Origin of the sequence: Streptomyces litchfieldiae (assembly GCF_031845365.1) — a bacterium.
Taxonomy (GTDB): Bacteria; Actinomycetota; Actinomycetes; order Streptomycetales; family Streptomycetaceae; genus Streptomyces; species Streptomyces litchfieldiae.
On record NZ_JAVREL010000021.1, the window covers coordinates 103,312 to 128,677 of the forward strand.

General features: G+C 74.0%; 24 protein-coding genes. 9 read left to right on the top strand and 15 right to left on the bottom strand.

Translation table 11 applies throughout. The features are described from left to right. The first annotated feature begins 46 nt into the window (after window positions 1-46). The 3 genes from pknB to RM590_RS28795 all read left to right on the top strand — a co-directional run bounded on the left by pknB (window position 47) and on the right by RM590_RS28795 (window position 4,082). The gene (gene pknB, locus RM590_RS28785) at window positions 47-1,978 is read left to right on the top strand and encodes a Stk1 family PASTA domain-containing Ser/Thr kinase (RefSeq protein WP_311707667.1); all 1,932 of its coding nucleotides are present in this window, start codon (window positions 47-49) and stop codon (window positions 1,976-1,978) included. A 294-nt stretch (window positions 1,979-2,272) separates the two neighbouring features. Next, window positions 2,273-3,130: a transglycosylase SLT domain-containing protein gene (locus RM590_RS28790; RefSeq protein ID WP_311707668.1), complete on the top strand. Its 858-nt coding sequence runs from the start codon at window positions 2,273-2,275 to the stop codon at window positions 3,128-3,130. A 31-nt stretch (window positions 3,131-3,161) separates the two neighbouring features. Beyond that, window positions 3,162-4,082 (top strand): deoxyribonuclease IV, encoded by a 921-nt coding sequence (locus RM590_RS28795; RefSeq protein WP_311707669.1) that lies wholly within the window; start codon window positions 3,162-3,164, stop codon window positions 4,080-4,082. On the opposite strand, the gene RM590_RS28800 is transcribed toward RM590_RS28795, so the two are convergent. Further along, a complete protein-coding gene (locus RM590_RS28800; RefSeq protein ID WP_311707670.1) occupies window positions 4,049-4,687 on the bottom strand; it encodes a sulfite oxidase-like oxidoreductase in 639 nt (212 codons plus the stop codon). The genes RM590_RS28795 and RM590_RS28800 overlap by 34 nt on opposite strands. Before the next feature lie 188 nt (window positions 4,688-4,875). Between RM590_RS28800 and bfr the strand changes: the two genes are divergently transcribed. After that, window positions 4,876-5,358, top strand: coding sequence for a bacterioferritin (bfr, locus tag RM590_RS28805; protein ID WP_311707671.1), 483 nt, complete (start codon window positions 4,876-4,878; stop codon window positions 5,356-5,358). A 234-nt stretch (window positions 5,359-5,592) separates the two neighbouring features. Here the strand turns inward: bfr and RM590_RS28810 are convergent, their stop codons facing one another. Both RM590_RS28810 and RM590_RS28815 read right to left on the bottom strand, forming a co-directional pair. Then, window positions 5,593-5,820, bottom strand: coding sequence for a (2Fe-2S)-binding protein (locus RM590_RS28810; protein WP_311707672.1), 228 nt, complete (start codon window positions 5,818-5,820; stop codon window positions 5,593-5,595). A gap of 119 nt (window positions 5,821-5,939) precedes the next feature. Continuing rightward, window positions 5,940-7,298, bottom strand: coding sequence for a class II 3-deoxy-7-phosphoheptulonate synthase (locus RM590_RS28815; protein ID WP_394813996.1), 1,359 nt, complete (start codon window positions 7,296-7,298; stop codon window positions 5,940-5,942). A gap of 235 nt (window positions 7,299-7,533) precedes the next feature. On the opposite strand from RM590_RS28815, the gene RM590_RS28820 reads away from it, so the two are divergent. Further along, window positions 7,534-9,429 carry an anthranilate synthase family protein gene (locus tag RM590_RS28820; protein ID WP_311707674.1) on the top strand — a complete coding sequence of 632 codons (1,896 nt, stop codon included), beginning with the start codon at window positions 7,534-7,536 and terminating at the stop codon, window positions 9,427-9,429. Between the two features lie 120 nt (window positions 9,430-9,549). On the opposite strand, the gene RM590_RS28825 is transcribed toward RM590_RS28820, so the two are convergent. Genes RM590_RS28825 through RM590_RS28835 form a run of 3 tightly spaced genes read right to left on the bottom strand, consistent with a single transcriptional unit; the run spans window position 9,550 to window position 12,113 of the window. Then, window positions 9,550-10,212 (bottom strand): response regulator transcription factor, encoded by a 663-nt coding sequence (locus tag RM590_RS28825; RefSeq protein ID WP_311707675.1) that lies wholly within the window; start codon window positions 10,210-10,212, stop codon window positions 9,550-9,552. Beyond that, entirely contained in the window at window positions 10,194-11,369 is a 1,176-nt protein-coding gene (macS, locus tag RM590_RS28830) for a MacS family sensor histidine kinase (RefSeq protein ID WP_311707676.1), read from the bottom strand. Before macS ends, RM590_RS28825 begins: the two co-directional genes overlap by 19 nt. Before the next feature lie 24 nt (window positions 11,370-11,393). Then, entirely contained in the window at window positions 11,394-12,113 is a 720-nt protein-coding gene (locus RM590_RS28835) for a lysophospholipid acyltransferase family protein (protein WP_311707677.1), read from the bottom strand. A 130-nt stretch (window positions 12,114-12,243) separates the two neighbouring features. On the opposite strand from RM590_RS28835, the gene RM590_RS28840 reads away from it, so the two are divergent. Continuing rightward, the gene (locus RM590_RS28840; protein ID WP_311707678.1) at window positions 12,244-13,014 is read left to right on the top strand and encodes an alpha/beta hydrolase; all 771 of its coding nucleotides are present in this window, start codon (window positions 12,244-12,246) and stop codon (window positions 13,012-13,014) included. Then, window positions 13,001-13,495: a hypothetical protein gene (locus tag RM590_RS28845; RefSeq protein ID WP_311707679.1), complete on the top strand. Its 495-nt coding sequence runs from the start codon at window positions 13,001-13,003 to the stop codon at window positions 13,493-13,495. The genes RM590_RS28840 and RM590_RS28845 overlap by 14 nt, the downstream gene beginning before the upstream one ends. 9 nt (window positions 13,496-13,504) lie before the next feature. Here the strand turns inward: RM590_RS28845 and RM590_RS28850 are convergent, their stop codons facing one another. The 5 genes from RM590_RS28850 to RM590_RS28870 all read right to left on the bottom strand — a co-directional run bounded on the left by RM590_RS28850 (window position 13,505) and on the right by RM590_RS28870 (window position 17,684). After that, window positions 13,505-14,221 carry an endonuclease/exonuclease/phosphatase family protein gene (locus RM590_RS28850; protein WP_311707680.1) on the bottom strand — a complete coding sequence of 239 codons (717 nt, stop codon included), beginning with the start codon at window positions 14,219-14,221 and terminating at the stop codon, window positions 13,505-13,507. A 26-nt stretch (window positions 14,222-14,247) separates the two neighbouring features. After that, complete coding sequence (locus RM590_RS28855) at window positions 14,248-15,189, bottom strand: ROK family glucokinase (RefSeq protein WP_311707681.1); 942 nt, start codon at window positions 15,187-15,189, stop codon at window positions 14,248-14,250. 253 nt (window positions 15,190-15,442) lie between these two features. After that, complete coding sequence (locus RM590_RS28860; protein ID WP_311707682.1) at window positions 15,443-15,946, bottom strand: DUF5304 domain-containing protein; 504 nt, start codon at window positions 15,944-15,946, stop codon at window positions 15,443-15,445. 56 nt (window positions 15,947-16,002) lie between these two features. Then, entirely contained in the window at window positions 16,003-17,217 is a 1,215-nt protein-coding gene (locus RM590_RS28865; protein ID WP_311707683.1) for an ArsA family ATPase, read from the bottom strand. Window positions 17,218-17,222: 5 nt separating this feature from the next. Then, window positions 17,223-17,684 (bottom strand): SRPBCC family protein, encoded by a 462-nt coding sequence (locus RM590_RS28870; RefSeq protein ID WP_311707684.1) that lies wholly within the window; start codon window positions 17,682-17,684, stop codon window positions 17,223-17,225. A gap of 136 nt (window positions 17,685-17,820) precedes the next feature. Here RM590_RS28870 and RM590_RS28875 point away from each other — a divergent pair, with 136 nt between their 5' ends. Beyond that, window positions 17,821-19,623, top strand: a complete 1,803-nt coding sequence (locus RM590_RS28875) for an AMP-dependent synthetase/ligase (RefSeq protein WP_311707685.1) — start codon at window positions 17,821-17,823, stop codon at window positions 19,621-19,623. Window positions 19,624-19,644: 21 nt separating this feature from the next. Here the strand turns inward: RM590_RS28875 and RM590_RS28880 are convergent, their stop codons facing one another. The 4 genes from RM590_RS28880 to RM590_RS28895 form a co-directional block, all read right to left on the bottom strand. Next, window positions 19,645-20,799 (bottom strand): glycosyltransferase family 4 protein, encoded by a 1,155-nt coding sequence (locus RM590_RS28880; protein ID WP_311707686.1) that lies wholly within the window; start codon window positions 20,797-20,799, stop codon window positions 19,645-19,647. Between the two features lie 24 nt (window positions 20,800-20,823). After that, entirely contained in the window at window positions 20,824-21,882 is a 1,059-nt protein-coding gene (locus RM590_RS28885; protein ID WP_394813993.1) for a C40 family peptidase, read from the bottom strand. Window positions 21,883-22,050: 168 nt separating this feature from the next. Next, window positions 22,051-23,097: a C40 family peptidase gene (locus tag RM590_RS28890; protein WP_311707688.1), complete on the bottom strand. Its 1,047-nt coding sequence runs from the start codon at window positions 23,095-23,097 to the stop codon at window positions 22,051-22,053. Window positions 23,098-23,390: 293 nt separating this feature from the next. After that, on the bottom strand, window positions 23,391-24,764 hold the full coding sequence (locus RM590_RS28895) for an NYN domain-containing protein (RefSeq protein WP_394813994.1): 1,374 nt from the start codon (window positions 24,762-24,764) through the stop codon (window positions 23,391-23,393). A gap of 129 nt (window positions 24,765-24,893) precedes the next feature. On the opposite strand from RM590_RS28895, the gene RM590_RS28900 reads away from it, so the two are divergent. Beyond that, window positions 24,894-25,175 carry an Lrp/AsnC family transcriptional regulator gene (locus RM590_RS28900; RefSeq protein ID WP_311707689.1) on the top strand — a complete coding sequence of 94 codons (282 nt, stop codon included), beginning with the start codon at window positions 24,894-24,896 and terminating at the stop codon, window positions 25,173-25,175. Window positions 25,176-25,366: the final 191 nt, after the last annotated feature.

The following is a 25,366-nucleotide window of genomic DNA, read 5'->3' on the forward strand; positions in this document are numbered from 1 at the left end:
TGGTGAGCGGCGGGACCTCCCCGGCCGCCTCGTAGACTCATCAGCCGTGGATACCACCCTTCAGGACCCGCTGATCGGGCATGTTCTCGACGGTCGTTACCGCGTTGATGAGCGGATCGCCGTGGGCGGCATGGCGACGGTCTACCGGGCGCTGGACACCCGGCTGGACCGGGTGCTCGCCCTGAAGGTGATGCATCCCTCGCTGGCGGGGGACCGCGCGTTCGTCGAGCGGTTCATCCGGGAGGCCAAGTCCGTGGCCCGGCTGGACCACCCGAACATCGTGGGGGTCCTGGACCAGGGCACCGACGGCGCCTATGTCTACCTCGCCATGGAGTACGTCGGTGGCTGCACGCTGCGGGACGTGCTGCGCGACGGCGGCGCGCTGCGCCCGCGCGCGGTGCTGGACATCCTGGAGCCGGTGCTGGCCGGGCTCGCCGCCGCGCACCGCGCCGGGCTGGTGCACCGCGACATCAAGCCGGAGAACGTGCTGATCGGCGACGACGGCCGGGTGAAGGTGGCCGACTTCGGCCTGGTGCGGGGGGTGGACGGCCAGACCTCGGCCACCACCGGGACGCTGCTGGGCACGGTGTCCTACCTGGCGCCCGAGCAGATCGAGGGCGGCACGGTCGACGCCCGCACCGACGTGTACGCGTGCGGGATCCTGCTGTACGAGATGCTGACCGGCGTCAAGCCGCACACCGGGGACTCCCCCGCGCGCGTGCTGTACGCCCATGTGAACGAGGATGTCCCGGCGCCGTCGCTGGCGGTCGCGGGGCTGCCGGCCGCGCTGGACGGGCTGGTGGCGCGTGCGGCGGCCCGCGACCCGGGCGCCCGGCCGGCCGACGCCGCCGGGATGCTGTCGCTGGCGCGGGCCGCGCGGGCCGCGCTGACCGAGGAGCAACTGGACGCGGAGCCGTACCCGCTCGCCGAGGGGGCGGCGGACGGCGGCCCGGCCGTGGACCCGGAGGAGCGCACCCGCGTGGTGCCGCGCCCGCCGGGGGTGGCGGCCACGGGCCCGGACGGGATGAACGTCACCAGCCGCATCGACCTGCCGCCCCCGCCGCCCGGGGCGCGGCCCGCGCCCGCCGGCGGGTGGCGGAGCCTGCCGCGCCGCCGGCTGGCCGCACTGATCGTGACGGCGCTGCTGCTGATCGCGGGCGGCGTCGGCGTCTGGTACATCAACTCGGGGCAGTTCATCCGGACCCCGGGCGTGTACGACATGCCGCAGGCCGAGGCCCTGGAGGAGCTGGAGGACGCCGGGCTGAACGTGCGGGTCGAGGAGGACTTCTCCGAGACCGTGGAGGAGGGGCACGTCATCCGCACCGATCCGGCGCGCGGCGAGCGCGTCCGGAAGAACTCGACGGTCACCATCACCGTTTCGGTGGGCCCGGAGATCATCGAGGTGCCCAACGTCCGGGGCATGCCCCTGGAGGACGCCCAGCGCGAGCTGGAGGAGGCCGGCCTCACCCCGGGCGAGGAGCGCTGGCGGTACTCCACCGAGGTGCCCCGGGGCTCGGTGATCGAGACCGACCCGGCCGCGGGCGAGGAGCGCCGGCCGGACTCCCCGGTGAACCTGGCGGTCAGCAAGGGCCGGGAGGTCTTCGTGCCCGACGTGGTGGGGGCGACGGAGGACGCGGCGGTGGCCGAGCTGACGGCGGCGGGCTTCGAGGTCGAGGTGGCGGAGGAGCGCGTCTTCTCCGAGGAGGAGGCCGGCACGGTCGCCGAGCAGTCCCCGGCGGCCGGCCTGGGCACCGGCGAGGGTGACACGATCCACCTCACGCTCTCCAAGGGGCCGGAGATGATCGAGGTGCCCGACGTGCGCGGCATGAGCGAGGGCGACGCGCGAGACCGCCTGGAGGCGGCGGGCTTCGAGGTCAACGTGAACCAGATCTTCTTCACCGGCGAGGTGTTCAACCAGTCCGTGCACAGCGGGGACCTGGCGCCCCGCGGCTCGACGATCACGATCTGGGTGCGCTGACACCTTCCCGGGTCCGGTCGCGCACCGCCCCGCACGACTTTGCCGCCGCGAAACACCGATGAGGTGTGAGCCCGGTCATAGGAGCTGCGTCACATACGAAGGTACGTAGTGCTTTCGTAGTGTGCCGGTGACCGGGCCCGGACCCCTCCCAGGGACCGGGATTTCGCCTCCCTTTCGCCGAACAATTTCCCGGCCGGGCACTATCCCCATTAGTACTGGGGCTCATTGCGCTCGGTTTTTAAGTGCTGTTAACAAGGGCCAATCGCTTTCCGCGCGAAGGAATACGAGGTCCCCATGCCCGCTCACCGCAGCACTGCCACACCCCGCAAGTCCCGATTGCGGAAGACCACGACCGCCGCCCTCGCCACGGCGGGCGCGGCCGCTCTGGCGCTCACCGTCGTCCCGGCGTCCGCCGATTCGGGCCGGGCCGTCATCGACCAGCACAACGCCCGGGCCGTGGGCTGGGACATCAAGGCCGTCGACATCCCCGGTCAGCGGCAGCCGTCCGACCCCGCCCCGGCGGAGGACACCACCCACGTCGAGCTGGCGCCGGCCTCCGAGTCCGTGCTGGCCGACGCCGTGGCGGGGCAGCGCGCCGCCGCGCGGCAGGCCGCCGAGGACGCCGAGCGCGAGGCCGCGGAGCAGGCCGAGGCGGAGCGCCGCGCCGCGGAGGAGCGGGCCGAGGAGGAGGCGGCGAGCCGCGCCGCCGAGCGTGAGGCCGCCGCCGCGGCCGAGGCGGAGGCGGAGGCCGAGGCCGAGGCCGAGGCCGAGGCGGCCGCCGAGCCGGTGGCCGAGGCGCCGGCCCCCGAGCCGGTCGCCGCGCCGACCTACACCAACGACCTGGACGGCTGGATCCGCGAGGCGCTGGACATCATGGCGGCGAAGGGAATTCCGGGCACCTATGACGGCCTCTACCGGAACATCATGCGCGAGTCCAGCGGCGACCCGAACGCGATCAATCTCTGGGATATCAACGCGATCAATGGAACGCCGTCCATAGGTCTGCTCCAGGTGATTCAGCCGACGTTTGACGCCTATCACGTCGAGGGCACGCCGTACGACATCTACGACCCGGTGGCAAACATCACCGCGGCCGCCAACTACGCGTGGGACCGCTACGGTTCGATCGACAACGTCAACGGCCCGTACTGACCGGCCGGTCACCGCCTGGCAGGCTGGGACGGTGACCGATCGCGACCGCAATCCCATCGGCGGCCATGTTCCCGTAGCCGGGGGCCTGGCCGCCGTTGGCGTTCCCTATGCCCGGGCGCTGGGCGCCGAGGCCGTCCAGGTCTTCGTCGCCAATCCGCGTGGCTGGGCGACCCCGCCGGGCCGGCCGGCGCAGGACGAGGAGTTCCGCGCGGCGTGCGCCGCCGAGGGCCTGGCGGCCTATGTGCACGCGCCCTATCTGATCAACCTCGGCTCCCACAACGCCCTGACGGCCGAGCTGTCGGTGGTGTCACTGCGCCATTCCCTGCGCCGCGCCGCGGTGATAGGGGCGCGCGGCGTCGTGGTGCACACCGGGTCGGCGACCGGCGGCCGGGGCCGGCCGGAGGCACTGGCCCAGGTGCGGCGGCTGCTGCTGCCGCTGCTCGCCGAGCTGTCCGAGGACGCCGGCGCCGGGCCGGATCTGCTGCTGGAGCCGACGGCGGGTCAGGGCGCCTCGCTGTGCTCGCGGATCGCGGACCTGGGCCCGTATCTCGACGCGCTGGACCGCCATCCCCGGCTGGGCGTCTGCCTGGACACCTGCCATGTGTTCGCCGCCGGCCACGACCTCGCGGCGCCCGGCGGCGCCGCGGCGGCGCTGGACGAGCTGGTGCGGGTGGCGGGCCCGGGCCGGCTGAAGCTCGTGCACGCCAACGACTCCCAGGACGTGGTCGGCGCGCACAAGGACCGGCACGCGAACATCGGCGCGGGGCACATCGGCGCCGCGCCGTTCGCCGAGCTGTTCCGGCATCCGGCGACGGCGGGGGTGCCGCTGGTGATCGAGACGCCGGGCCGGGCCGAGGGGCACACCCGCGACGTGGCCCGGCTCAAGGAGCTGCGCGCGTCGGTGACGTCCGGGGCGGCTCAGAGCTCCGGGCCGTCGCCCGGCTCCTCCTGATAGGAGTAGCGCTGCTCGCGCCAGGGGTCGCCGACGTTGTGATAGCCGCGCTCCTCCCAGAAGCCGCGGCGGTCGGTCGTCATGTACTCGACGCCGCGGACCCACTTGGGCCCCTTCCAGGCGTAGAGCTGCGGCACGACCAGCCGCAGCGGGAATCCGTGCTCGGCGGTCAGCAGCTCGCCGGCCCGGTGGGTGGCGAACAGGGTGGACTCGGCAGCGAAGTCGGCCAGCCGCAGATTGGCGCTGTAGCCGTACTCGGCCCACACCATCACATGGGTGACGCCGGGCGCGGGCGGGGCGAGGGCGAGGATCGTGGCCGCCCGGACCCCGCCCCACTCGACGCCCAGCATGCTGAACTTGGTGACGCAGTGCAGATCGGCCACGACGGTCTCGTGCGGCAGCGCGGCGAACTCCTCGTGGTTCCAGCAGCGCTTGTCGCCGTCCGCGGTGGCCCCGAATACCCGGAACTCCCAGCGCTCCGGCCGGAACCGGGGCACCGGCCCGTAGTGCGTCACCGGCCATCCGCGCTGTGCCCGCTGGCCCGGCGGCAGCCGGCGCGCGTCCTCTTCCGGCGCCTCCCCTGCGCGGCTGTCCGGATGACCCATGCCTCCATGGTGACAGACCCGTTCCGGACGCTCGCACCGCCACCCCGCCACCCCTGCCACCTGGGACGATCGCCCGAGAATCGGGGTAATTCGGTAAGGCTTCGCTTACTGGACGGATCGCCCGCGTGGTGCCACCATGCGCGGACAGCGAATCCTTCCCCTCACATCCGCAGAAGGAGTGTGCCGCGATGCAGGGCGACCCCGAGGTCATCGAGTTCCTGAACGAACAACTGACCGCCGAACTGACCGCCATCAACCAGTACTTCCTGCACGCGAAGATGCAGGAGAACTTCGGCTGGGCCAAGCTGGCGGCCTACACCCGAGCCGAGTCCTTCGACGAGATGCGGCACGCCGAGGTGCTCACCGACCGGATCCTCTTCCTGGAGGGCCTGCCGAACTACCAGCGGCTGTTCCACGTCCGAATCGGGCAGACGGTCACCGAGATGTTCCGGGCGGACCGCGAGATCGAGGTGGAGGCGATCGACCGCCTCCGGCGCGGCATCGAGGTCATGCGGGCCAAGGGAGACATCACCTCGGCCAAGATCTTCGAGTCGATCCTCAAGGACGAGGAGCACCACATCGACTACCTGGAGACCCAGATCGAACTGGTGGAGAAGCTCGGCGAATCGCTCTACATCGCCCAGCAGATCGAGCAGCCCAGCAGCGCCTGAGGCCGCTAGGGCCTGTATCGAGTTCCCGGTCGGATCAGCCCGCGGCGTCAGACGCGGTGCCCCCCCCCAGGCCCTTGGGGGCCTGGGAGGTACCCCCAGCAAGGCACCGGATCGCAGCTCATACCCGGCCGTATTCGCGCGATTCGGCTGGGGGCACCTCCCAGACGGAGTCTGGGGGAGCGGCGAGGTGCCGTGACTGGCGTCGCGGGCCCGGGCGGGAACTCGATACAGGCCCTAGGCAAGCGAGACGGCGGGTGCCGCGGGCACGGCCGGAGCCACCGCCGGGGTCTCCCGGCGCGGGCAGCCACCCCGGCCCAGCAGACCCTGGATGCGCCGCACGCACGAGCCGCAGTCCGTGCCGGCCTTGCACTCGGAGGCGATCTGCCGCGGGGTGCACGCCCCGGCCGCGGCGTGGTCACGCACCTGCTGCTCCGTGATGCCGAAGCACGAGCAGACGTACACGCTTCACCCCTCCGGTGGCTTACTGAGGTAAACCTAACCTTACCTCTCGGCCGGAGGGCGGCAACAGTGCCCCGGGCTGTGGCACCGGCCACGCCCGGGGCACCGCCGCGCCACGCGCGTCAGGCGCGGTACATCTCCGCGACCAGGAACGCCAGATCCAGCGACTGGCTGCGGTTCAGCCGCGGGTCGCAGGCCGTCTCGTACCGCTGGTGCAGGTCGTCGACGAAAATCTCGTCCCCGCCGCCCACGCACTCGGTCACGTCGTCGCCGGTCAGCTCCACATGGATGCCGCCCGGGTGCGTGCCCAGGCCCTTGTGCACCTCGAAGAAGCCCTTGACCTCGTCCAGCACGTCGTCGAACCGCCGCGTCTTGTGCCCGGAGGCGGCCTCGAACGTGTTCCCGTGCATCGGGTCGCAGACCCAGGCGACCTGCGCGCCGGACGCGGTGACCTTCTCCACCAGCCCGGGCAGCCGGTCGCGAATCTTGTCCGCGCCCATGCGCGTGATGAACGTGAGCCGCCCCGGCTCCCGCTCCGGGTCCAGGCGGTCGATCAGGGCCAGCGCCTCCTCGGGCGAGGTGGTCGGGCCCAGCTTGACGCCGATCGGGTTGCGAATGGAGGCGGCGAACGCGATGTGCGCGCCGTCCAACTGCCGGGTGCGCTCCCCGATCCACACCATGTGCCCCGACACGTCGTACAGCCGCCCGCTGCGCGAGTCCGTGCGGGTCAGCGCCGCCTCGTAGTCCAGCAGCAGCGCCTCGTGCGACGCGTAGAACTCCACCGAATGGAACTCCGCCGGGTCGGCGCCGCACGCCTTCATGAAGTTCAGCGCGTTGTCGATCTCGCGCGCCAGCGCCTCGTAGCGCTGACCGGCGGCCGAGGTGCGCACGAAGTCCTGGTTCCACGCGTGCACCTGGCGCAGGTCGGCGTAGCCGCCGGTGGTGAAGCCGCGCACCAGGTTCAGCGTGGAGGCCGACGCGTGGTACATCCGCCGCAGCCGCTCCGGGTCCGGCACCCGCGCCTCGGCGGTGAACTCCGCGCCGTTGACCGAGTCGCCCCGGTAGGTGGGCAACGTCACACCGTCGCGCGTCTCGGTCGGCTTCGAACGGGGCTTGGAGTACTGCCCGGCGATGCGGCCGACCTTGACCACCGGCACCGCCGCCGCGTACGTGAGCACCGCGCTCATCTGGAGCAGCGTCTTCAGCTTCGCCCGGATCTGGTCCGCGCTGACCTGGTCGAACGCCTCGGCACAGTCGCCGCCCTGCAGCAGGAACGCCTCGCCCCGGGCGACCGCGCCCATGCGGGCCCGAAGCTGGTCGCACTCCCCCGCGAAGACGAGCGGCGGATACGACTGGAGGTCCGCGGTCACAGCGCGCAGAGCCTCGAGATCCGGGTAGTCGGGCTGCTGCGCCGCGGGCAGGTCTCGCCAGGAGGTGGCGATCGAAGTGCTGCTGTCAGCGTTCACGGTCACGCGCTCCAGGTTACGGGGTGACGTCCACCTGTTTTCCGCCCCGATCGGGGAGTGAGACAACAGGCGCATCGCGTATAGTGCCCGGCATGATCGCGCAGCACACCCGTAGCTGGTGGTGGACCGCTTCCGAGGCGGCCCACTGACTGCGCGTTCCAGATGACCGACGCGAAGGCCGCCCGAGGGGCGGCCTTCGGCGTGTGTGCGGGCCGTCCCTCTCTCTCGAACCCCGGAAGGGACTCCCACCATGGACCGCACCACCGCCCTGCTCCAGGCGCTGGCGGACGGCGACACCCCGTTCGCCCTGCTGCGCCGCCGCACCCCCGGCCATGACACCGGCCTGGTCGAGGTGCTGACCGGCCCCGTCGCCGAGCTCGAACGGCTCGCCGACCTGCCCGCGCGGCGGACCGCGCTGGCGCTCGTCCCGTTCCGCCAGATCGCGGAGCGCGGCTTCGAGGCGACCGACGACGGCACGCCGCTGTCCGTGCTGCTGCCCGAGGAGACCCACGAACTGCCGCTGACGGAGGTGCTCGACGCGCTGCCCGCGGACGAGGTCACGGTGCGGGACGGCGCGTTCGACGTCTCCGACGAGGCGTACGAGCGGATCGTCGCCGACGTGGTGGCCGACGAGATCGGCGCCGGGCAGGGCGCGAACTTCGTGATCAGGCGCACCTTCACCGGCCGGATCGACGGTTTCTCGCGCCGCACCGCGCTCGCGCTCTTCCGCCGGCTGCTGATCGCCGAACGCGGCGCGTACTGGACGTTCGTGGTGCACACCGGGCAGCGCGTGCTGGTCGGCGCGAGCCCCGAGGTGCATGTGCGGATGAGCGGCGGCACCGTCGTGATGAACCCCATCAGCGGCACCTACCGCTATCCCGCCGACGGGCCCACCGCGGAGGGGCTGCTCGCGTTCCTCGCCGACCGCAAGGAGAACGAGGAGCTGTCCATGGTCGTCGACGAGGAACTGAAGATGATGTGCACCGTCGGCGACCAGGGCGGGCTGGTCGTCGGGCCGCGGCTGCGCGAGATGGCGCACCTGGCGCACACGGAGTTCGAACTGCGCGGGCGCAGCTCGATGGACGTGCGGGACGTGCTGCGCGAGACCATGTTCGCCGCCACGGTCACCGGCAGCCCGGTGGAGAACGCCTGCCGCGTCATCAGCCGCCACGAGCGGGGCGGGCGCGGCTACTACGCCGGGGCGCTGGCCCTGCTGGGGCAGGACGCCGGGGGCGCGGCGACGCTCGACTCGCCCATCCTGATCCGGACCGCCGACATCGACGCGGCCGACGGGCGGCTGCGGGTCCCGGTTGGCGCGACGCTGGTGCGCGGCTCCGACCCGGCGAACGAGGTCGCCGAGACGCACGCCAAGGCGGCGGCCGTCATGACCGCCCTCGGCGTCCGGCCCGGCGCCCCGGCGGCGGAGACCGCCCGCCCCCGGCTCGGGGACGACCCCCGGGTCCGGGCGGCACTGGCCGGGCGCCGCGCCGGGCTGGCCCCGTTCTGGCTGCGGATGCGGACGCCCGCGCCGGAGGGGGCGCCGCGCGGGAAGGTGCTGGTGGTCGACGGCGAGGACACGTTCACCTCGATGCTGGCGCATCTGCTGCGGGCGACGGGCGCGGAGGTGTCGGTGGTGCGCTACGACGCGCCCGGCGCGCGGGAACGGGCGCTGGCGCACCCGGGCCCCGTGGTCCTGGGCCCCGGCCCGGGCGACCCGAACGACGCGGCCGACCCCAAGATGCGGATGCTGCGCGCGCTGACCGCCGAACTGCTGGCGGCGCCCCGGCACGGGGTGGTCGGGGTCTGCCTCGGCCATGAGCTGATCGCGGCGGAGCTGGGGCTGCCGGTGGTGCGGAAGGCGAGCCCCTACCAGGGGGCGCAGGAACGGATCGACCTCTTCGGCCGCGCGGAGACGGTCGGGTTCTACAACTCGTTCACGGCGCGCTGCGACGCGGCCACGGCCGGGGCGCTGGCCCCCCGCGGGATCGCGGTGGCCCGCGACGAGGCGACGAACGAGGTCCACGCGATCCGCGGCCCCGGCTTCACTGGCGTCCAATTCCACCCCGAATCGGTCCTGACCCTGAACGGCCCGTCCATCGCGAGCACACTGCTGGAAACGGCGTCGGGGACGCGGACGGAAGCGTAGCCTCGGCGCGGCAGCGCAAGGCCGGAGGGCGGGCGCAGCCCGGCGCTCCGCGCCGGTTTTCCTCCCCCACCCGCCCCCCTCTCGGAGGGGGTGGGTGGGCGGGGAAGCACCCTGCGCCAGCTACTCCCCGCCGTCGAGCCCGCTCTCGATCGCGTAGCGCACCAGTTCCGCCCGGTTGTGAAGCTGCAGCTTGCCCAGCGTGTTCTGGACATGGTTCTGCACCGTCCGGTGCGAAATCACCAGGCGGTCGGCGATCTGGCGGTAGGTGAGACCCTTGGCCACCAGCCGCAGGACCTCCGTCTCGCGGTCCGTCAGGTGCGGCACCTCGGGGGCGCCGGGGGTGCGGGGGGCGGGGGCCGTGGCCAGTCTGCGGTATTCGCCGAGGACCAGGCCCGCCAGGCCCGGGGTGAACACCGCGTCGCCCGCCGCCGTCCGGCGGACCGCGTCCACCAGCTCCGCCGCGCTGGCCGATTTCACCAGGTAGCCCGTCGCCCCGGCCTTCACCGCCTCCAGCACGTCCTCCTGCTCGCCGCTCGCGGAGAGCACCAGCACCTTGACGTCCCCCGCGAGTTGGCGGCACACCTCCGCGCCGGGCAGCCCGGGCAGGTTGAGGTCCAGGACCAGCACGTCCGGTCGCACCGCCAGCGCGCGGCGCACCGCGCCCGGGCCGTCGCCGGCCGTGGCCACCACCTCGCAGCCCGCCTCGCCCAGGTCGCGGGCCACCGCGTCCCGCCACATCGGGTGGTCGTCCACGACCATCACGGTCAACGGCCGCTCGCCCATACCCGTGCCTCCCTCTCGCCCACCGTTCCGCGCCGGGGCAGCCGCAGCTCCACCTCGGTGCCCTGTCCGGGCGTGGACAGCCACGTCGCGCTGCCGCCCAGGTCCCGCAGCCGGCCGCGGATCGACAGGGCCGCGCCCAGCCGCCCCTCCGCCTCCGCGGCGGCCAGCCGCCCGTCCGGGATGCCCGGACCGTCGTCCCGCACGGTCACCAGGATCCCGTCGGGCTCGTCCTCCAGCAGGATCCACGCGTGGGCGCTCTCGCCCGCGTGGAGCCGCACGTTGTCCAGCGCCGCGGCGACCGCCGCCGTCACCTCCCGGGCCGCGTGCGCCGGCAGCGGCACCGGGCCGCCCGGGCCCGAATAGGTGCCCCGCCCGCCCGCCGAGGCCACGCCCGCCAGCAGTGTGCCCAGATCCGTCTCGTCCTCCGCCGCCGGTTCGCCGGACTCCGCGCCGACCAGGGCCCGCAGCGCCCGCTCCTGCTCCCCCGCCAGCCGGCCCAGCTCCGCCGCCTCGCCGCCGACCGCCGTGCCCCGCCGCTGCACCATCGCCAGCACCTGGAGCACGCTGTCGTGGATGTCCCGCGCCAGCCGCTCCCGCTCCCGGGTCGCGGCCTCCACGCGCAGCGCCCGGGCGAGGGCGCGTTCGCTGGCCCGCGCCACCTCGACCACATAGCCGATGGTGATGGCCGCCACGCAGATCAGCACCACGTTGTGCAGCATCACGCCGGAGAAGTCGCCGTCCTCGACGAGGTTGGCGACGCCCACCACCACCGCCGCCGCGGCCCCCCAGCGCCAGCCGCCCTTCAGGGCCACGCCCAGCACCGCGCCGGCCGACCAGATGGACGACAGGGTGGGGCCGACGTGGTTCCCCGGGTCGGCGACCGGGCTGAGCAGGATCCCGGTCACGGCCATGACCAGGTCGCCGGCCAGGAAACGCGGCGAACACCGCTCCGCCGAGGACACCCTGGTGAACGTCGCCAGCGTCCACGCCGTCAGCGCGGTCAGATAGGCGATGCCGACCAGCGGCCGGCCGTAGTCGTCGTAGTCGTCGTAGCCCAGGAGGAACAGCCCGATCGCGTACCCCAGCGTCAGCACCCGGTAGCCGGTCAGCGCCCGCCACATGGGCAGTTCCACCGATATCGCCGGTGCCCCGGCCATGATCCCCTCCCCCTCGCCCGGACGTTACCCGTCCTGCTGCTCCCCGGCCTTGCGCTGCGCCTCCTCGGCGATCATCCGCTTGGCGGCCGTGGCGTAGATGTCCACATACTCCTGGCCGGAGAGCTTCATGATGGCGTACATCACCTCATCGGTGATCGACCGGAGGATGAAACGGTCGCCCTCCATGCCCTGGTACCGGCTGAAGTCCAGCGGCTCCCCGATCCGGATGCCCGGCCGCATCAGCTTGGGCACCACCTTGCCGGGCGGCTGGATCTTCTCCGTGTCGATCATCGCGACCGGCAGCACCGGCGCCCCCGTGGCCAGCGCGACCCGGGCCAGGCCGCCGGGCTTGCCCCGGTACAGCCGCCCGTCGGGCGAGCGCGTCCCCTCCGGGTAGATCCCGAACAGCTCGCCCCGCTCCAGCACGGCGATGCCGCTGCGTATCGCGGCCTCGCCGGCGCCCCGCGCGCCCGAGCGGTCCACCGGGAGCTGGCCGACGCCCTTGAAGAAGGCCGCGGTCAGCCGCCCCTTGATCCCGGGCGAGGTGAAGTACTCGGCCTTGGCGATGAACGTCACCTTGCGGTCGAGCACGGCCGGCAGGAAGAACGAGTCGGAGAACGACAGGTGGTTGCTGGCCAGAATCGCCGGCCCCTCGGCCGGGACGTGCTCCTTGCCCTCCACCCAGGGGCGGAAGACCAGCTTGAGCCCCGCCCCGACGGATACCTTCATCGCCCCGTACAGCACCCCGTGAACCTCCTGTCTACGCGCCCGACCTTACTGGGGATTGGCCGCACGTGGCGCACCGAGGAGCGTCCCGCGTAGGGTGACAGACGCCTTCCCGCTGGGATAGCCCCCTGGAGAACGGAGTCGGGCGATGCTGCTTCTTCCCGGGGCCGAGCCCTTCACGCACGAGGGCTCGGCGATCGGCGTGCTGCTGTGTCACGGGTTCACCGGTTCCCCGCAGTCGCTGCGGCCGTGGGCCGAGCACCTGGCCGCCCAGGGGCTCACGGTGTCGCTGCCGCTGCTGCCGGGCCACGGCACGCGCTGGCAGGATCTGCAACGCACCGGGTGGCAGGACTGGTACGCCACCGTGGACCGCGAGCTGCGGGAGCTGTCCCGGCGCTGCGATCAGGTCTTCCTCTGCGGGCTGTCGATGGGCGGCGCGCTGGCGCTGCGGCTGGCGGCCCGGCGCGGAGCGGCCGTCAGCGGGGTCGCGCTGGTGAATCCGGCGGTCACATTTCCACGGTTCAAGGGGTACGCGCTGCCCCTGCTGCGGTTCCTCGTGCCGTCCGCGCCGGGGCTGATCTCGGACATCGCGAAGGGGGGCGGCCGGGAGACCGGGTACGAGCGGGTGCCGCTGCACGCGGCGTACTCGACCCGGGCTCTGTTCGCGCTGGTCCGGTCCGAACTCCCCCAGGTCACCCAGCCGTTGCTGGTGTTGCGCAGCCGGGTGGACCACGTGGTGCCGCCCACCGACACCGTGCTTGTGGTGTCGTCGGTGTCCTCCACCGACGTCACCGAGCATGTGCTCGAATCCAGCTATCACGTGGCCACCCTGGACCACGACGCGGAGCGTATCTTTCAAGAGACGGACGCCTTCATCACTCGGCTCGCGACAAGGAAGACTGCCCGTGACGGAACGTGACCAGGAGCGCGGCGACGGCCGCGACCCTATCGACGAGGAAGCCGCCTGGGCCGAGATCGTCGCCGGATACGGCGAGGAGCCGGCGGACCCGCCCGGCGTCTGGCCGCTGGGGTCGCCCCCCGTGGAGGACGACCAACTGGATCTCACGGAGACCGTCGACCGCGTGCACCTCGCCGAGCCGCCGCCGGTGAACGGGCCCCGGGACTGGGAGGCGGCCGAGGACCCGGACGAGGACCACTTCATCCCGCCGGACCCGCCGCCGCTGCCGGAGACGGACCTGGCCACCAAGCTGGCCTGGGTCGCGGTGCTGGGCGGGCCGCTGCTGCTGATCGTGAACGTGCTGTTGCAGCGTCAGATGAGCTGGTGGATCGTCACGCTGGGTGTCGGCGGATTCCTCGGCGGGTTCGCCGCGCTGGTGACGCGGATGCGGGACGGCCGGGACGACGACTGGACGGACCCGGGCAGCGGCGCGGTCGTCTGAGCGGGCCGGTCACGGCAGCCGCAGCCGGGCGAGCAGCGGCAGATGGTCGCCCGCCCGGCGCGGATCGGCGGCCAGCGGGCCACGTTCCGCCGCCGGGACGCCGCAGCCCAGCACCTCGACGCCGGGGCTGCACAGCACGGCGTCGATGCGCCGGTCGGGCGCGGTGGCGGGGAACGTGTGCTCGCCGCCCTCGGGCGAACGCCGCCAGGCGTCGGTGAGCGGCCCGGCGAGCCGGGTGAACGTGGCGCCGCCGGGACGGTCGTTGAGGTCGCCGGCCACCACCCCGGGCAGGCTGTCGGGCCCGGTCAGGGCGGTCAGCCGGTCCAGGAGCAGACCGGCCTGCCGGTGGCGTTCGGCCGCGTCCAGGCTCAGATGGCAACTGATGACCGCGAACCGGGGGCCGGTGCCCGCCCGGAGCACCGCGGTGGCCAGCCCCCGCCGGTGCAGCCCTCTGGTGTGCGGGAACAGCACGTCCTCCGCCCGCTCCACGCGCACGCGCGGCGCGGCCAGGATCAGCGTGCCGCAGGAGGTCGCGCCGCCGGTGACGTACAGCAGCCCGGTGGCCCGGGCGAGCCGGGCCGCGTGCGCGCGCCAGCCGAAGAAGCGCGGCGCCTCCTGCACACAGACGACGTCGGGGGCGGCGGCCCGGATCACCCGGACCAGCGCACCCCTGTCGTCGCGCAGCGAACGGACGTTGTAGCTGAGCAGTCGCAACTCGGCGGTCATCGGCCGCTCCGGCCTGCGCCCGGGACCTAGCCCTGGCGGGCCAGGTCGGCGGCGCCCACCAGGCCCGCCCGGCCGCCGAGCTGGGCGGCGAGGACCTGGGCGTGCGGCCGGTACCGGCTGCCCACCAGCCAGCGGCGGAACGACTTGCGGATCGGGTCGAGCACGAGGTCGCCCTCGTCGGACACGCCGCCGCCGACGATGAACGCGGACGGGTCGAACAGCGAGGCGAGGTCGGCCAGTCCGGCGCCCGCCCAGCGGGCCAGCTCGCGGAACGAGTCGATGGCGACCGGGTCGCCCTGCCGGGCGGCGTCGCTCACGTGCCGGCCCTCGATGCCCTCCGGCGTGCCGTCGCCCAGGCCCAGCAGCACGGTGGCGGCGTCCGGCGTCGCGGTCGCGCGCTGCTTGGCGTACCGCACCAGGGCGCGCCCGGAGGCGTACTGCTCCCAGCAGCCCTGGCTGCCGCAGCCGCACAGCAGGCCGTCGGGCACGACGCGCAGGTGGCCGAACTCGCCCGCGACGCCGAACCGGCCGCGGTGCAGCTTGCCGCCGATGATGATGCCGCCGCCGAGCCCGGTGCCCAGGGTGATGCACACGACGTCGTCGTGGCCGGTGCCGGCGCCGAAGCGGTACTCGCCCCAGGCGGCGGCGTTGGCGTCGTTCTCCACGACGACGGACAGGCTCACGCGCTGCTCGATCTTGTCCTTCAGCGTCTCGTGGCGCCACGCGATGTTCGGGGCGAAGAGCACGGTGGCGCGCTTGTCGTCCACATAGCCGGCCGCGCCGATGCCCACGGCCTCGGCCGAGGTGCCGCGGCCCACGGTCTTGATCGCGTCGGCGATGGCCTCGACGACGCCCTCGGGGGTGGGTGGGGTCGCCACCTGACTGGTATCGAGGATGGTGCCGTCTTCATCGACCACACCGGCCGCGATCTTCGTACCGCCGATATCGACGCCGATGGTCAGTCCCATCAGATCTCCTTCGCATGGACCGCATGACTCCGGGCCCACTCGCACGCGGAACGGCACCGCCCGCCGCAGTCCGGACAGCGCGCCCTCCGGGCGCGCGTCAGGGCTGGGCCGCGGTGATACGTCCCGGCGGCCGAGTGAGATGCCCCCCTTACGCCCCAAGGGGGAGGAGTCACGTGTCCCTCAAGTGATGTCAGGTAGTGGTTCCCCGCCGCTGACCACGGTACCGGAGGGAGCCCGGGGGCACCGCCCCGGTTCAGTCCAGGTCGATGCGCTCGGAGCCGGGGGCCGTGTCCGGATCGTCCGGTTCCTCCGGATCGCCGTCGCCGTCCCGCCGGGCGGCGGTGTCCCGTTCGGGCCGGGGCGCGGCGCCGCGGGTCCAGCGCCCCTCCTGGCCGAGGACGGCGGCGCGGTAGGCGGCCAGCAGCTCCTGGCCCGCGCCCGCGAGGTGCTGGAAGACCTCGGCGTTGCGCTCGATGACCGGCTCCAGGGCGGCGCGGGCCTGCGCGGCGAGGGGACCGGCGGCCAGGCCGACGCCGGGGCCAAGGCTCGCGCCGAGCCGGCCGAGCTGGTCGGTGAGGGCGTCGGCGAGCTTGCGCAGCTCCTCGGCGGCATCACCGGTCGGGGCGTGGTACTTCGCGCGGCGGCGGGCCCGTTCCTCGTCGAGGTCCTCGCCGCACGCGGTGGCCCACGCGTCGGAATCGGCCTCCGGGGCGGGGCCGGCCGGCTCCTCGGCGGGGTTCTCGCTGACGTCGCTCATCGCGGCCTCCTGGCAGTCCCCGGACCCGGCCGGGGGTATGACCGTCGTCATCGAGCCTACCCCGGTTGGCCCACATCCCTGAGGGCGCGCTCCGGCCAGCGGTCGGGGTCGGGCGCGAAACGCACCGCGAGCTCGCCGGTCTCCCTCTCCAGCGCGGCGCCCGCGACGGTGCAGCGGCGCAGCGCGGCGGGCAGCGGCAGGGCGCGGCGGAACGGGCCGGTGGTGACGATGAGTTCGTCGCCGCGGCGCACCAGGGCCAGCTCGTCGCGGGTCGCGCCGGGCAGCGGCAGGTGCCACACCAGGAGGCCGTCGTCGGCCAGCCGGTCCTCCAGCACCGGCTCGGCGAGGTCGGGGTCGCCGGGCGGCGGCACGGCCAGGGCGGCCAGTTCGGCGGGGCCGATGTCCCGGCCCAGGTGCGGAAGCTGGTGCGGCTCGGGCAGGCCGGTGGATCGCGTGAGCGCGTCCAGCACGGCGCGCTGCCGGTCGGCGAGGCCGGCCAGCCAGGGGTCGGACGAGCCGGCGGGCAGCAGCCGGTTGGCGACGACGGCCTCGACGGGGATGCCGTGCAGCGCGAGTCCGGCGCGGGCGGCGCGCAGCGCGGCGGCGGAGCGCTCCCCCGGGTCGAGGACCAGGCGGACGGCCGCGCCGGGCCCGGCGACCAGCCCGTCGACGGCGGTCAGGCCCGCGTCCCAGCGCTCGCCGGCCGCGTACAGGCCCTCGCCGGGCAGCGGGACCCCGGCGAGCTGGGCGAGCAGCGGGCGCAGGGCGCGGGCGGCCCGGCGCTCCGGGGGCAGCAGTCGGCGCAGATAGCGGCGGAGTTGGGCGGGGAGGGCGAGGAGCCGCACGCCTTCGGGGATGGGAGGCAGGTCGACGACGACCAGCCGGCCGGGGTCGGCGGCGTGGGCGGCGAACAGCGCCGTGAGCAGCGCCGCCGTCTCCGCGCCGGGCAGTTCGGTCAGCTCGTCGTCGTCGAGGGCGACGGCGCCCACGGCGTCGAGCGCGGGGCGCAGATGGCGCTGGGCGGCGCGCGCCCCGGCGCGGAAGCGGTCGGCGGCGTCAACGCGGACGGCGGTGAGGCCGGGGGCGACCTCGGCCGGGCCGTCGGTGCCGGGGTCGGCGCCGAGCAGGGCGGCCAGCCGGGCGGGCGGCTCGGCGCTGAGCAGCAGCGCGGCCTGTCCGGCGCGGGCGGCGGCGAGAGCGGTGGCGGCGGCGACCGTGCTGGTGCCGTCCCCGCCCGGGCCGGTGACGAACAGGGTGCGGGCCGGGCTCATCGCCGTCAGGCCCGGCCGTCCTCGTCCGGCACGCTCTCGACGCGCTTCTTCAGCCCGTCCAGGGCGCGGTCGATGATGACCTTCTCGGCCTTGCGCTTGATGGTGCCCAGCATGGGGATCTTGACGTCCACGGTGAGCTGGTAGGTGACCTCGGTGTGCTTGCCGTCGGCGGCCGGCGCGAGCCGGTAGGAGCCGTCGAGGGCGCGCAGCATGCGGGACTTCACCAGGGACCAGCTCACCTCCCGCTCGCCCTGCCAGGTGTAGGCGAGGGTGTGCTCGTCCTTGATGGCCCCGGCGTCGAGCAGCAGCCGCACCTGCTCGGCGCGGCCCTGGGCGTCGGTCCCGAGGACCTCGGCCTCCTTGACCTCCCCCGTCCACTCCGGGTAGCGGCCGAAGTCGGCGATCACCGCCATGACATCGGCCGGTGGGGCTTCGATGGTGATGCTCGACCTGGTGTGTTCGGCCATGGCCGTGGCTCCTCGCGCTCATCTCCCGCTGGCATCCGTGGGAAGGCTACCTCTTGCGGCCCGGCCGTCCGGCACGGGAGCGTGGCAGTAGGCTGCCGGGTGGGCCCGGGATGTGACGAGACGAGGAGCCGCAGCGGTGCGTGAGTTCAGCCTTCCGGCCCGGTACGAGGTGGCCGCCGACGCGAGTCTGCCGGAGCTGCTGCGGATCAACGCGGAGCGTCATCCCGATGTCGCGGTGATCGCGCGGGCGGTGGACGGCGGCTGGGAGGATGTCAGCGCGACGCGGTTCCGGGCCGAGGTCCGGGCGGTCGCCAAGGGGCTGCTGGCGGCCGGGGTGCGGCCGGGCGAGCGGGTGGGGCTGATGTCCCGCACCCGTTACGAGTGGACCCTGTTCGACTTCGCGATCTGGACCGTGGGCGCGATCACGGTGCCGGTGTACGAGACGAGTTCGGCCGAGCAGGTCGCGTGGAACCTCAAGGACTCCGGCGCGGTCGCCGTGCTCGTGGAGACCGAGGAGCACCGGGCGGCCGTCGAGTCGGTGCGCGATCAGCTTCCGGAGCTGAGCCGGGTGTGGTGCCTGGTCCCCGGCGAGGGGGCGGGCGCGGTCGCCGAGTTGACGGCGGCGGGCTCGGACGTGCCGGACGCGGAACTGGACGCCGCGACGGCGACGCTGACCCCGGACTCCCCCGCCACCGTGATCTACACCTCGGGGACCACCGGCCGCCCCAAGGGCTGCGTGCTCACCCACCGCGCGTTCCTCTCGGTCTGCGGCAACGTGGTCGCGGCGCTGGGGCCGCTGTTCCACACCGGCGACAGCTCCGTGCTGCTCTTCCTGCCGCTCGCCCATGTCTTCGCGCGCATGGTGGAGGTGGCCGCGCTGCTGGCGCCGATCACCCTCGGCCATGTGCCGGACGTCCGCTCGCTCACCGACGACCTGGCGTCGTTCCGGCCGACGATCGTCCTGGGCGTGCCGCGGGTCTTCGAGAAGGTGTACAACTCGGCCCGGGCGAAGGCACGGGACGAGCGCAAGCTGTGGATCTTCGACCGGGCGGCCGACACGGCGACCGCCTACAGCCGGGCGCTGGACACGCCCCGGGGGCCCTCCCCCGCGCTGCGGCTGCGGCACCGGCTGTTCGACCGGCTGGTGTACCGGCGGCTGCGGGCCGTGCTGGGCGGCCGGGCCACGCACGCCATCTCGGGCGGGGCCCCGCTGGGCGAGCGGCTCGGGCACTTCTACCGGGGCATCGGGTTCACGGTGCTGGAGGGCTACGGGCTGACCGAGACCTGCGCGCCGACCGCGTTCAACCCGTGGGACGCGCCGCGCATCGGCACGGTCGGCCGGCCGGTGCCGGGCACGGCGGTGCGCGTCGAGGACGACGGCGAGGTGCTGGTCACCGGCGAGCACCTCTTCAGCGGGTACTGGGGCGGTGAGCACGCCGACGACGAACGGACACCGGACGGCTGGTTCCGCACCGGCGATCTGGGGTCCCTGGACGAGGACGGCTATCTGACGCTCACCGGGCGGAAGAAGGAGATCCTGGTCACGGCCGGCGGGAAGAACGTCGCTCCCGCGGTGATCGAGGACCGGGTGCGGGCGCACCCCCTGATCGCCGAGTGCATGGTGGTCGGCGAGGGCCGCCCGTTCGTGGGCGCGCTGATCACGCTGGACGACGAGTTCCTGCCGCGCTGGGTGGCCGAGCAGGGCCTTCAGGCGCTGCCCCGGGCGGAGGTGCTGCGCCACCCGAAGCTGCTGGCAGCCGTGCAGGAGGCGGTGGACCAGGGCAACGCGGCGGTGTCCCGCGCCGAGTCGGTGCGCGCGTTCCGGGTGCTGCCGGAGCAGTTCACGGAGGACTCCGGGCATCTGACGCCGTCCCTGAAGCTGAAGCGGCACGTGGTGGCGAAGGACTTCGCGGGCGAGATCGACGCCCTCTACGACTGACGCGGACACCGCCCGCCGCGGTCAGTCCAGCAGCGCCCGCAGGTGGTCGACGAGCAGGTCCCAGCGCCAGCGTTCCTCCACCCAGGCGCGGCCGCGTTCCCCCATGCTGCGGCGCAGTTCGGCGTCGCCGAGCAGCGTGACGAGCCGCTCGGCCGTCTCCTCGGGCGCGGTGTCCTCGCCGCCGCGCACGACCCAGCCGGTCTCGCCGTCGAGGACCGCGTCGGGCGCCCCGCCGGAGTCGCCGGCGACGACCGGCAGCCCGGTGGCGGACGCCTCCAGGTAGACGATGCCCAGCCCCTCCACGTCCAGCCCGCCGCGCCGCGTGCGGCACGGCATGGCGAACACGTCGCCGGCGCCGAAGTGCGCGGGCAGCCGCTCCCAGGACACCGGGCCGGTGAACCGGACCGACGCGCTCACGCCCAGCCGCCCGGCCAGCTTCTCCAGGTCCGCGCGGTAGGGGCCGCCGCCCACGATGAGCAGCACGGTCTCCGGCTGCGCGGCCAGCACCCGGGGCAGCGCGCGGATCAGGGTGTCCTGGCCCTTGCGGGGCACCAGGCGGGAGACGCAGACCACGACGGGGCGGTCGGTGAGCCCGAGCGAGGCGCGGACGGCGGCGCCGCCGGAGTCGGGGTGGAACGTCTTCTCGTCCACGCCCGGCGGCAGTTGCACCATGCGCGCCGCCGCGGCCGGCGTGAGCGCCGGCGCGATCCGGCCGCGGGTGTACTCGCCGAGATAGGTCAGCGTGTCGGTGGCCTCGCCGATCCGCCGCAGCAGGCGGCGGGCGCCGGGCAGTTGGGCCCAGCCCGCCTCGTGGCCGTGCGTGGTGGCGACCAGCTTCTCCGCGCCCGCCGCGCGCAGCGCCGGGGCCATCAGGCCCATCGGGGCGGCGGCCCCGAACCACACGGCGGTGCAGCCGTGCGCGCGCAGCAGCCCGGTGGCCCGCCGGGTGGCGGCGGGAGTGGGCAACAGCATGGTCGTCCGGTCCCGGATCACGGGGAACGGCTGCTCCGCGTCGAACTCGGCGGTCGCGCGCACCCCTTCGGCGTCGCGCTTCCAGGTGGAGGCATAGACCACCACCTGCCGCGGGTCGAGCCGGAGCGCCATGCTGTGCAGGAACGCCTGGATCCCCCCGGGGCGCGGCGGGAAGTCGTTGGTGACAATCAACGTCTTACGCATCGGACGAGACGATACCGACCCCGGTCAGGGCCGGACGACGGAGGAGACCGGCATGACGCCGACCGCCTCGTAGCGCACCTGCGCGCCGGGGTAGGGCGCGTGCACGATCTGACCGCCGCCGACGTACATGCCGACGTGGCTGGCGTCCTTGCGGTAGACGACGATGTCGCCGGGGCGGGCGTCGGACAGCGCCACCCGGCGGCCGGCCCGGGCCTGGGCCTGGGAGGTGCGCGGCAGCGCGACGCCGGCCCGCGCGTAGGCCCACTGGATGAGCCCGGAGCAGTCGAACGAGCCCGGCCCGGCCTGTCCCCAGGCGTACGGGCGGCCGACCGCCTCGCGGGCGGCGGCCACGGCGGTGGCGGCGCGCGCGGACGGAGCCGCGCCGTCGTCCCCGGCCTCGGCCTCGGGGTCGGCGGGGGGCGGGACGGCGCGGGCCGCCGCGCGGTCGGCGCGTTCGCGCTCGCGGCGCTCGGCGGCGGAGAGCCGCTCGTACTGGCGCCGGGCGGCGGCGAGTTTGGTCTGCGCGGCGTGCTTGCGGTCGGCGAGCCGCTCCTGTTCGGCGGTGAGTTCGCCGAGCTTGTCGGCGGCCTCCGCGCGGCGCCGCTCCAGCGTGCGCTGGGCGGCGACGAGCTCCCGCAGCTCCCCGGCGCGCCGTGCGCCGAGACGTTCCAGCACGGCGGCGCGGGCCAGATACGCCTCGGGGCTGTCGGAGAACATCAGCGTCACGGTGGGGTCGAACCCGCCGGACCGGTACTGGGCGGCGGCGGCGGAACCGAGCGCACGCCGCTGCTCGTTGACCGCCTCCTGGCCGCGGGTCACCCGGCCCCGCCGGCGTTCGAACTCCGCGCGCAGCTCCTCGACGCGCTCCGCGGTGCCGTTGTACGCCTCGATGGCGCGCTCGGCGTCGGCGAAGAGGCGGTCGACCTCGCGGGCCGCCGCCGCGCTGTCGGCCGGGGGTTCGCCGGGCACGGCGAGCACCGGCACGGCGCCCATGACGGCCGCCGCCGTCGCGGCGGCGGACAGCACGGTGACCCGGGCCGTCCGTCTCGGGCGGGTTCGTGAGGTGTGTCGATGAGAAACCACTGGTGGCCGCGCTCCCTTCGCTGGGGACCTGAGCGCAGCAGAATGTAGCCGCGCGACCACGGTGAGTTGGCGAACCGTCAACCCCGCGCGGCTGCCGTCAGGAGACGCAACCGCAGGTCATCCCGGGGGCGCGATGCGCCCGTTGAACTCCGGAATCACCTCAATGGTTCAGCCGATGCGCACGCCGTACTGGAACGGCATCGCGTCGATGGACAGGTACTCCACGCTGGACCCGGGGCGCGGGGCGTGGATGATCTGGCCGTTGCCGGCGTAGATGCCGACGTGGTGCAGGTCGCTGTAGAAGAACACCAGGTCGCCGGGGGCGAGTTCGCTCATCCCGACGGTGGGGCCGGCGCCGGCCTGGGCCTGGGAGGTGCGCGGCAGGGAGACACCGGCCTGGCTGAAGGCCCAGGAGGTGAGGCCGGAGCAGTCGAACGAGTTGGGGCCGGTGGCGCCCCAGACGTAGGGCGAGCCCAGCTTGGTGGCGGCGGCGGCGAGGGCGTTCTCGCCGTAGGAGGAGCCGGTCAGGTTGAGCGACTCGCGGCCGTCGGACCGGTTGGCGCGCTCCGCCGCCTCGGCCGCCGCGGCGGCCTCCTGGGCGGCGATCTCGGCCTGCTGCTCCTCGGTGAGCTGGTTGAGGAGCGCCTGCGCCTCGTTCAGCTTCTCCTGGATGGAGTCCTTCTGGTCGCTCAGCTCGCCGCGCAGCTCCTCCAGCTCGGCCAGCCGGTCGGACGCCTCCTCGCGCTGCTGGTCCAGCGTGCGCTGCCGGTCCTCGATCAGCCGCAGGGTCTCGGCCTGCTTGCCGCTGACCTGGTCGAGGGTGGACGCCTGGTCCAGATACGCGTCGGGGTCGGCGGAGAGGAAAAGCTGCACGGACGGGTCGAGGCCGCCGGTGCGGTACTGGGCGGAGGCGAGCGAACCCAGGCTGGAACGGAGATCGTTCAGCTCGTCCTGGCCGCGGGCCGTGGCGTCCTGGAGGTCCTCGATCTCGGTCTGGAGCTCTTCTTCCCGCTCCTTCGCCCCGTTGTACTCCTCGGTGGCCGCCTCGGCCTCCTCGTACAGCCGGTCGACCTCTTCCTGCACCTCGTCGATGCTCGGGCCCGGATCCGCCTGGGCGGACTGCGAGGAGATGACGGCGGTGGCGGCAGCCGCGGTGGCGCCAAAAATGGTGATACGGGCCCGGCTCGGCTGCTTGGGACGACGGTGGGACGCCACTGGGGCGAGCTCCTTCTTCCTCAGCCGCCTGCCGGGTGTGGGGGCTGAAAAGCCCGGCTCCGCGCAACTGCCGCGGATTCGGCGGTACCTCCACGGCCATCCCGGATGAATGGCTTACCGCGCGGAGGTTCGAGCCCCGACCCTAGCGAGGTGGGTTTCGTTCCTTCAAATCCTTGCGGGCATTTTTTACTTACCTCACACCGGCCGCGTTCGGCCCCGCACACAGCGTGGGGGACGCCCCCACAGGAACCCCCATCTCCCGGCGGAGTCCGGGCATTCCGGGCTCAACGCTCCTAAGTGCGCGCGAGGCGGCGGAGGAGCATCGAGGAGGCGACGGGGCGGGCGCCGGCCCGGGCGACGCCGTCGGCCACCTCGCGGTCGGCGGAGACGACGACGACCGGGCGGCCGGGCGGCTCGGCGCGAACGAGCTGCCGGATCAGCTCGTCGGCGGTCTGCCGGGGCTTGCTGAACAGCACCCGCACCCCGCGTGGCGGGGTCAGCAGCACCGGCGCGGCCAGCTCGGCGCCGTCGAAGACGCAGGTCATCTCGGCGCCGGTCTGGGCCGCGAGCACCGCGAGCCCGCCCAGCAGCCGCAGCCGCTGCTTCTCCAACGGCATCGTCGGGTAGCCGGTCTTGGTCACGTTGTACCCGTCGACCACCAGGTGCGCCTGGGGCAGCGCGAGCAACTGGTCGAGCAGCGCGGGGTCGTCCTCGGACAGCGCCCGGTGCGCGATGTCCTGAGGGCTCAGCTCGCCGGGGGCCACCGCCTCCACGGTCTGCGCGGGCTTCAACTCCGTAGGTGGCAGGGCCAGTTCACGGCGGAGGCCCTGGGCGGCGTCCAGCACGGTGTCCAGCAGCAGCCGCAGCCGCATGTCCTCGATGCCGCGGCCTTCGCGCACGGACTTGCGGCTCGCCTCCAGCGCGGCTTCCGCCTCCGCCAGCCGCGCCCGCAGCCGCCGCGCCTCGCCGTCCGCGGCGGCCCGGGCGCCGGCGGCCTCGGCGCGGGCCTCCTCGAACTCGGCGCGCAGCTTGCGCAACGCCGCCTCGCCGCGCCGCACATCGGCCAGCGCGCTGCGCAGCTTGCGGTGCACGGCGTCGGACTCCTTGCGGGCCGCCTCCAGCTCGGCGCGCAGCCGGTCGCCCTCGCCGCGCGCCTGGGACCGCGCCTGCGACAACTCCTCGCGCAGCCGCGCCAGCTCCCGCTCCCGCTCCTGCTCGGCGCGTTCGGCCTGGGCCCGCTGGGCCTCCTCGCCGGCCGCGGCCACGAGCTTGGCCCAGCCCGGCGGGCGCAGCACGAAGGCGGCGGCGGCCACCTCCACGGGGTCCGCGGCGGGCGGCGGGGTGCCCTCCTCGACGGCGGCGGCCAGCTCCGGCTCGGCGGCCCGCAGCCGGCTGCCCACCCGCTGCCGGAAGACGGTGTCGTTCTCCAGGGCGGCGGCGATCGCGCTGCCGCCGAATTTCACCCGACGGGAGGGGGTGAACCGGGCATACTGCCGCAACGTGGCGGGCAGTTCCGCCATGGTCAGCCCGGCGAACGCGTCGCCCGCCAGCACGATGACCCGATGCCGGACCCGTTCGGGCAGGGGGCGGTCCAGGGTCTCGGCCGGCTCCCCGGAACCGGGCTCCGGCCGCCCCGTCGCCTCAGCATCGCCCGTGGCATCCTCCACCGCTCACACCGTCCGTCATCCTTACCGTCATCCACTGTCACCCTACGGCCTGGTAGCCGCCACACCCCATCTCGCGGGCTATGGTGAAGCCCTGCGTACCGCGTCCGCCGCACAGGGAGAGGCCCAGCCGTGATCACTTCGATCGTGCTCATCAAGACCAGCGTGGACCGAGTCCCGGAGGTCGCGGAGCAGATCGCGGCGCTGGAGGGGGTCAGCGAGGTGTACTCGGTGACCGGCCCCCATGACCTTATCGCCATGGTCCGGGTCCGCCGCCACGAAGACCTCGCGGAGGTGATCCCGGGGCGTATCAGCAAAGTACCGGGCGTGGAGTCGACCGAAACGCACATCGCCTTCCGGACCTACTCGCGCCACGACCTGGAGACGGCGTTCGCGATCGGTCTCGACGCGTAGTCCACCGTCGGTCACGCAGGGCTGGTCCCGGCCGGGCGCCCTGGGGGCGCCCGGGCCGTCCCCAGCCACCCCCGCCGTCGCCCGGATCAGCCGACTCCGCCCGCCGCCGCTCCTTGTTTTCTCCCACCCACCCGCCCCTTTGAAGGGGCGGGTGGGTGGGAGTACAAGGGCGGTGGGTGGGAGTACAAGGG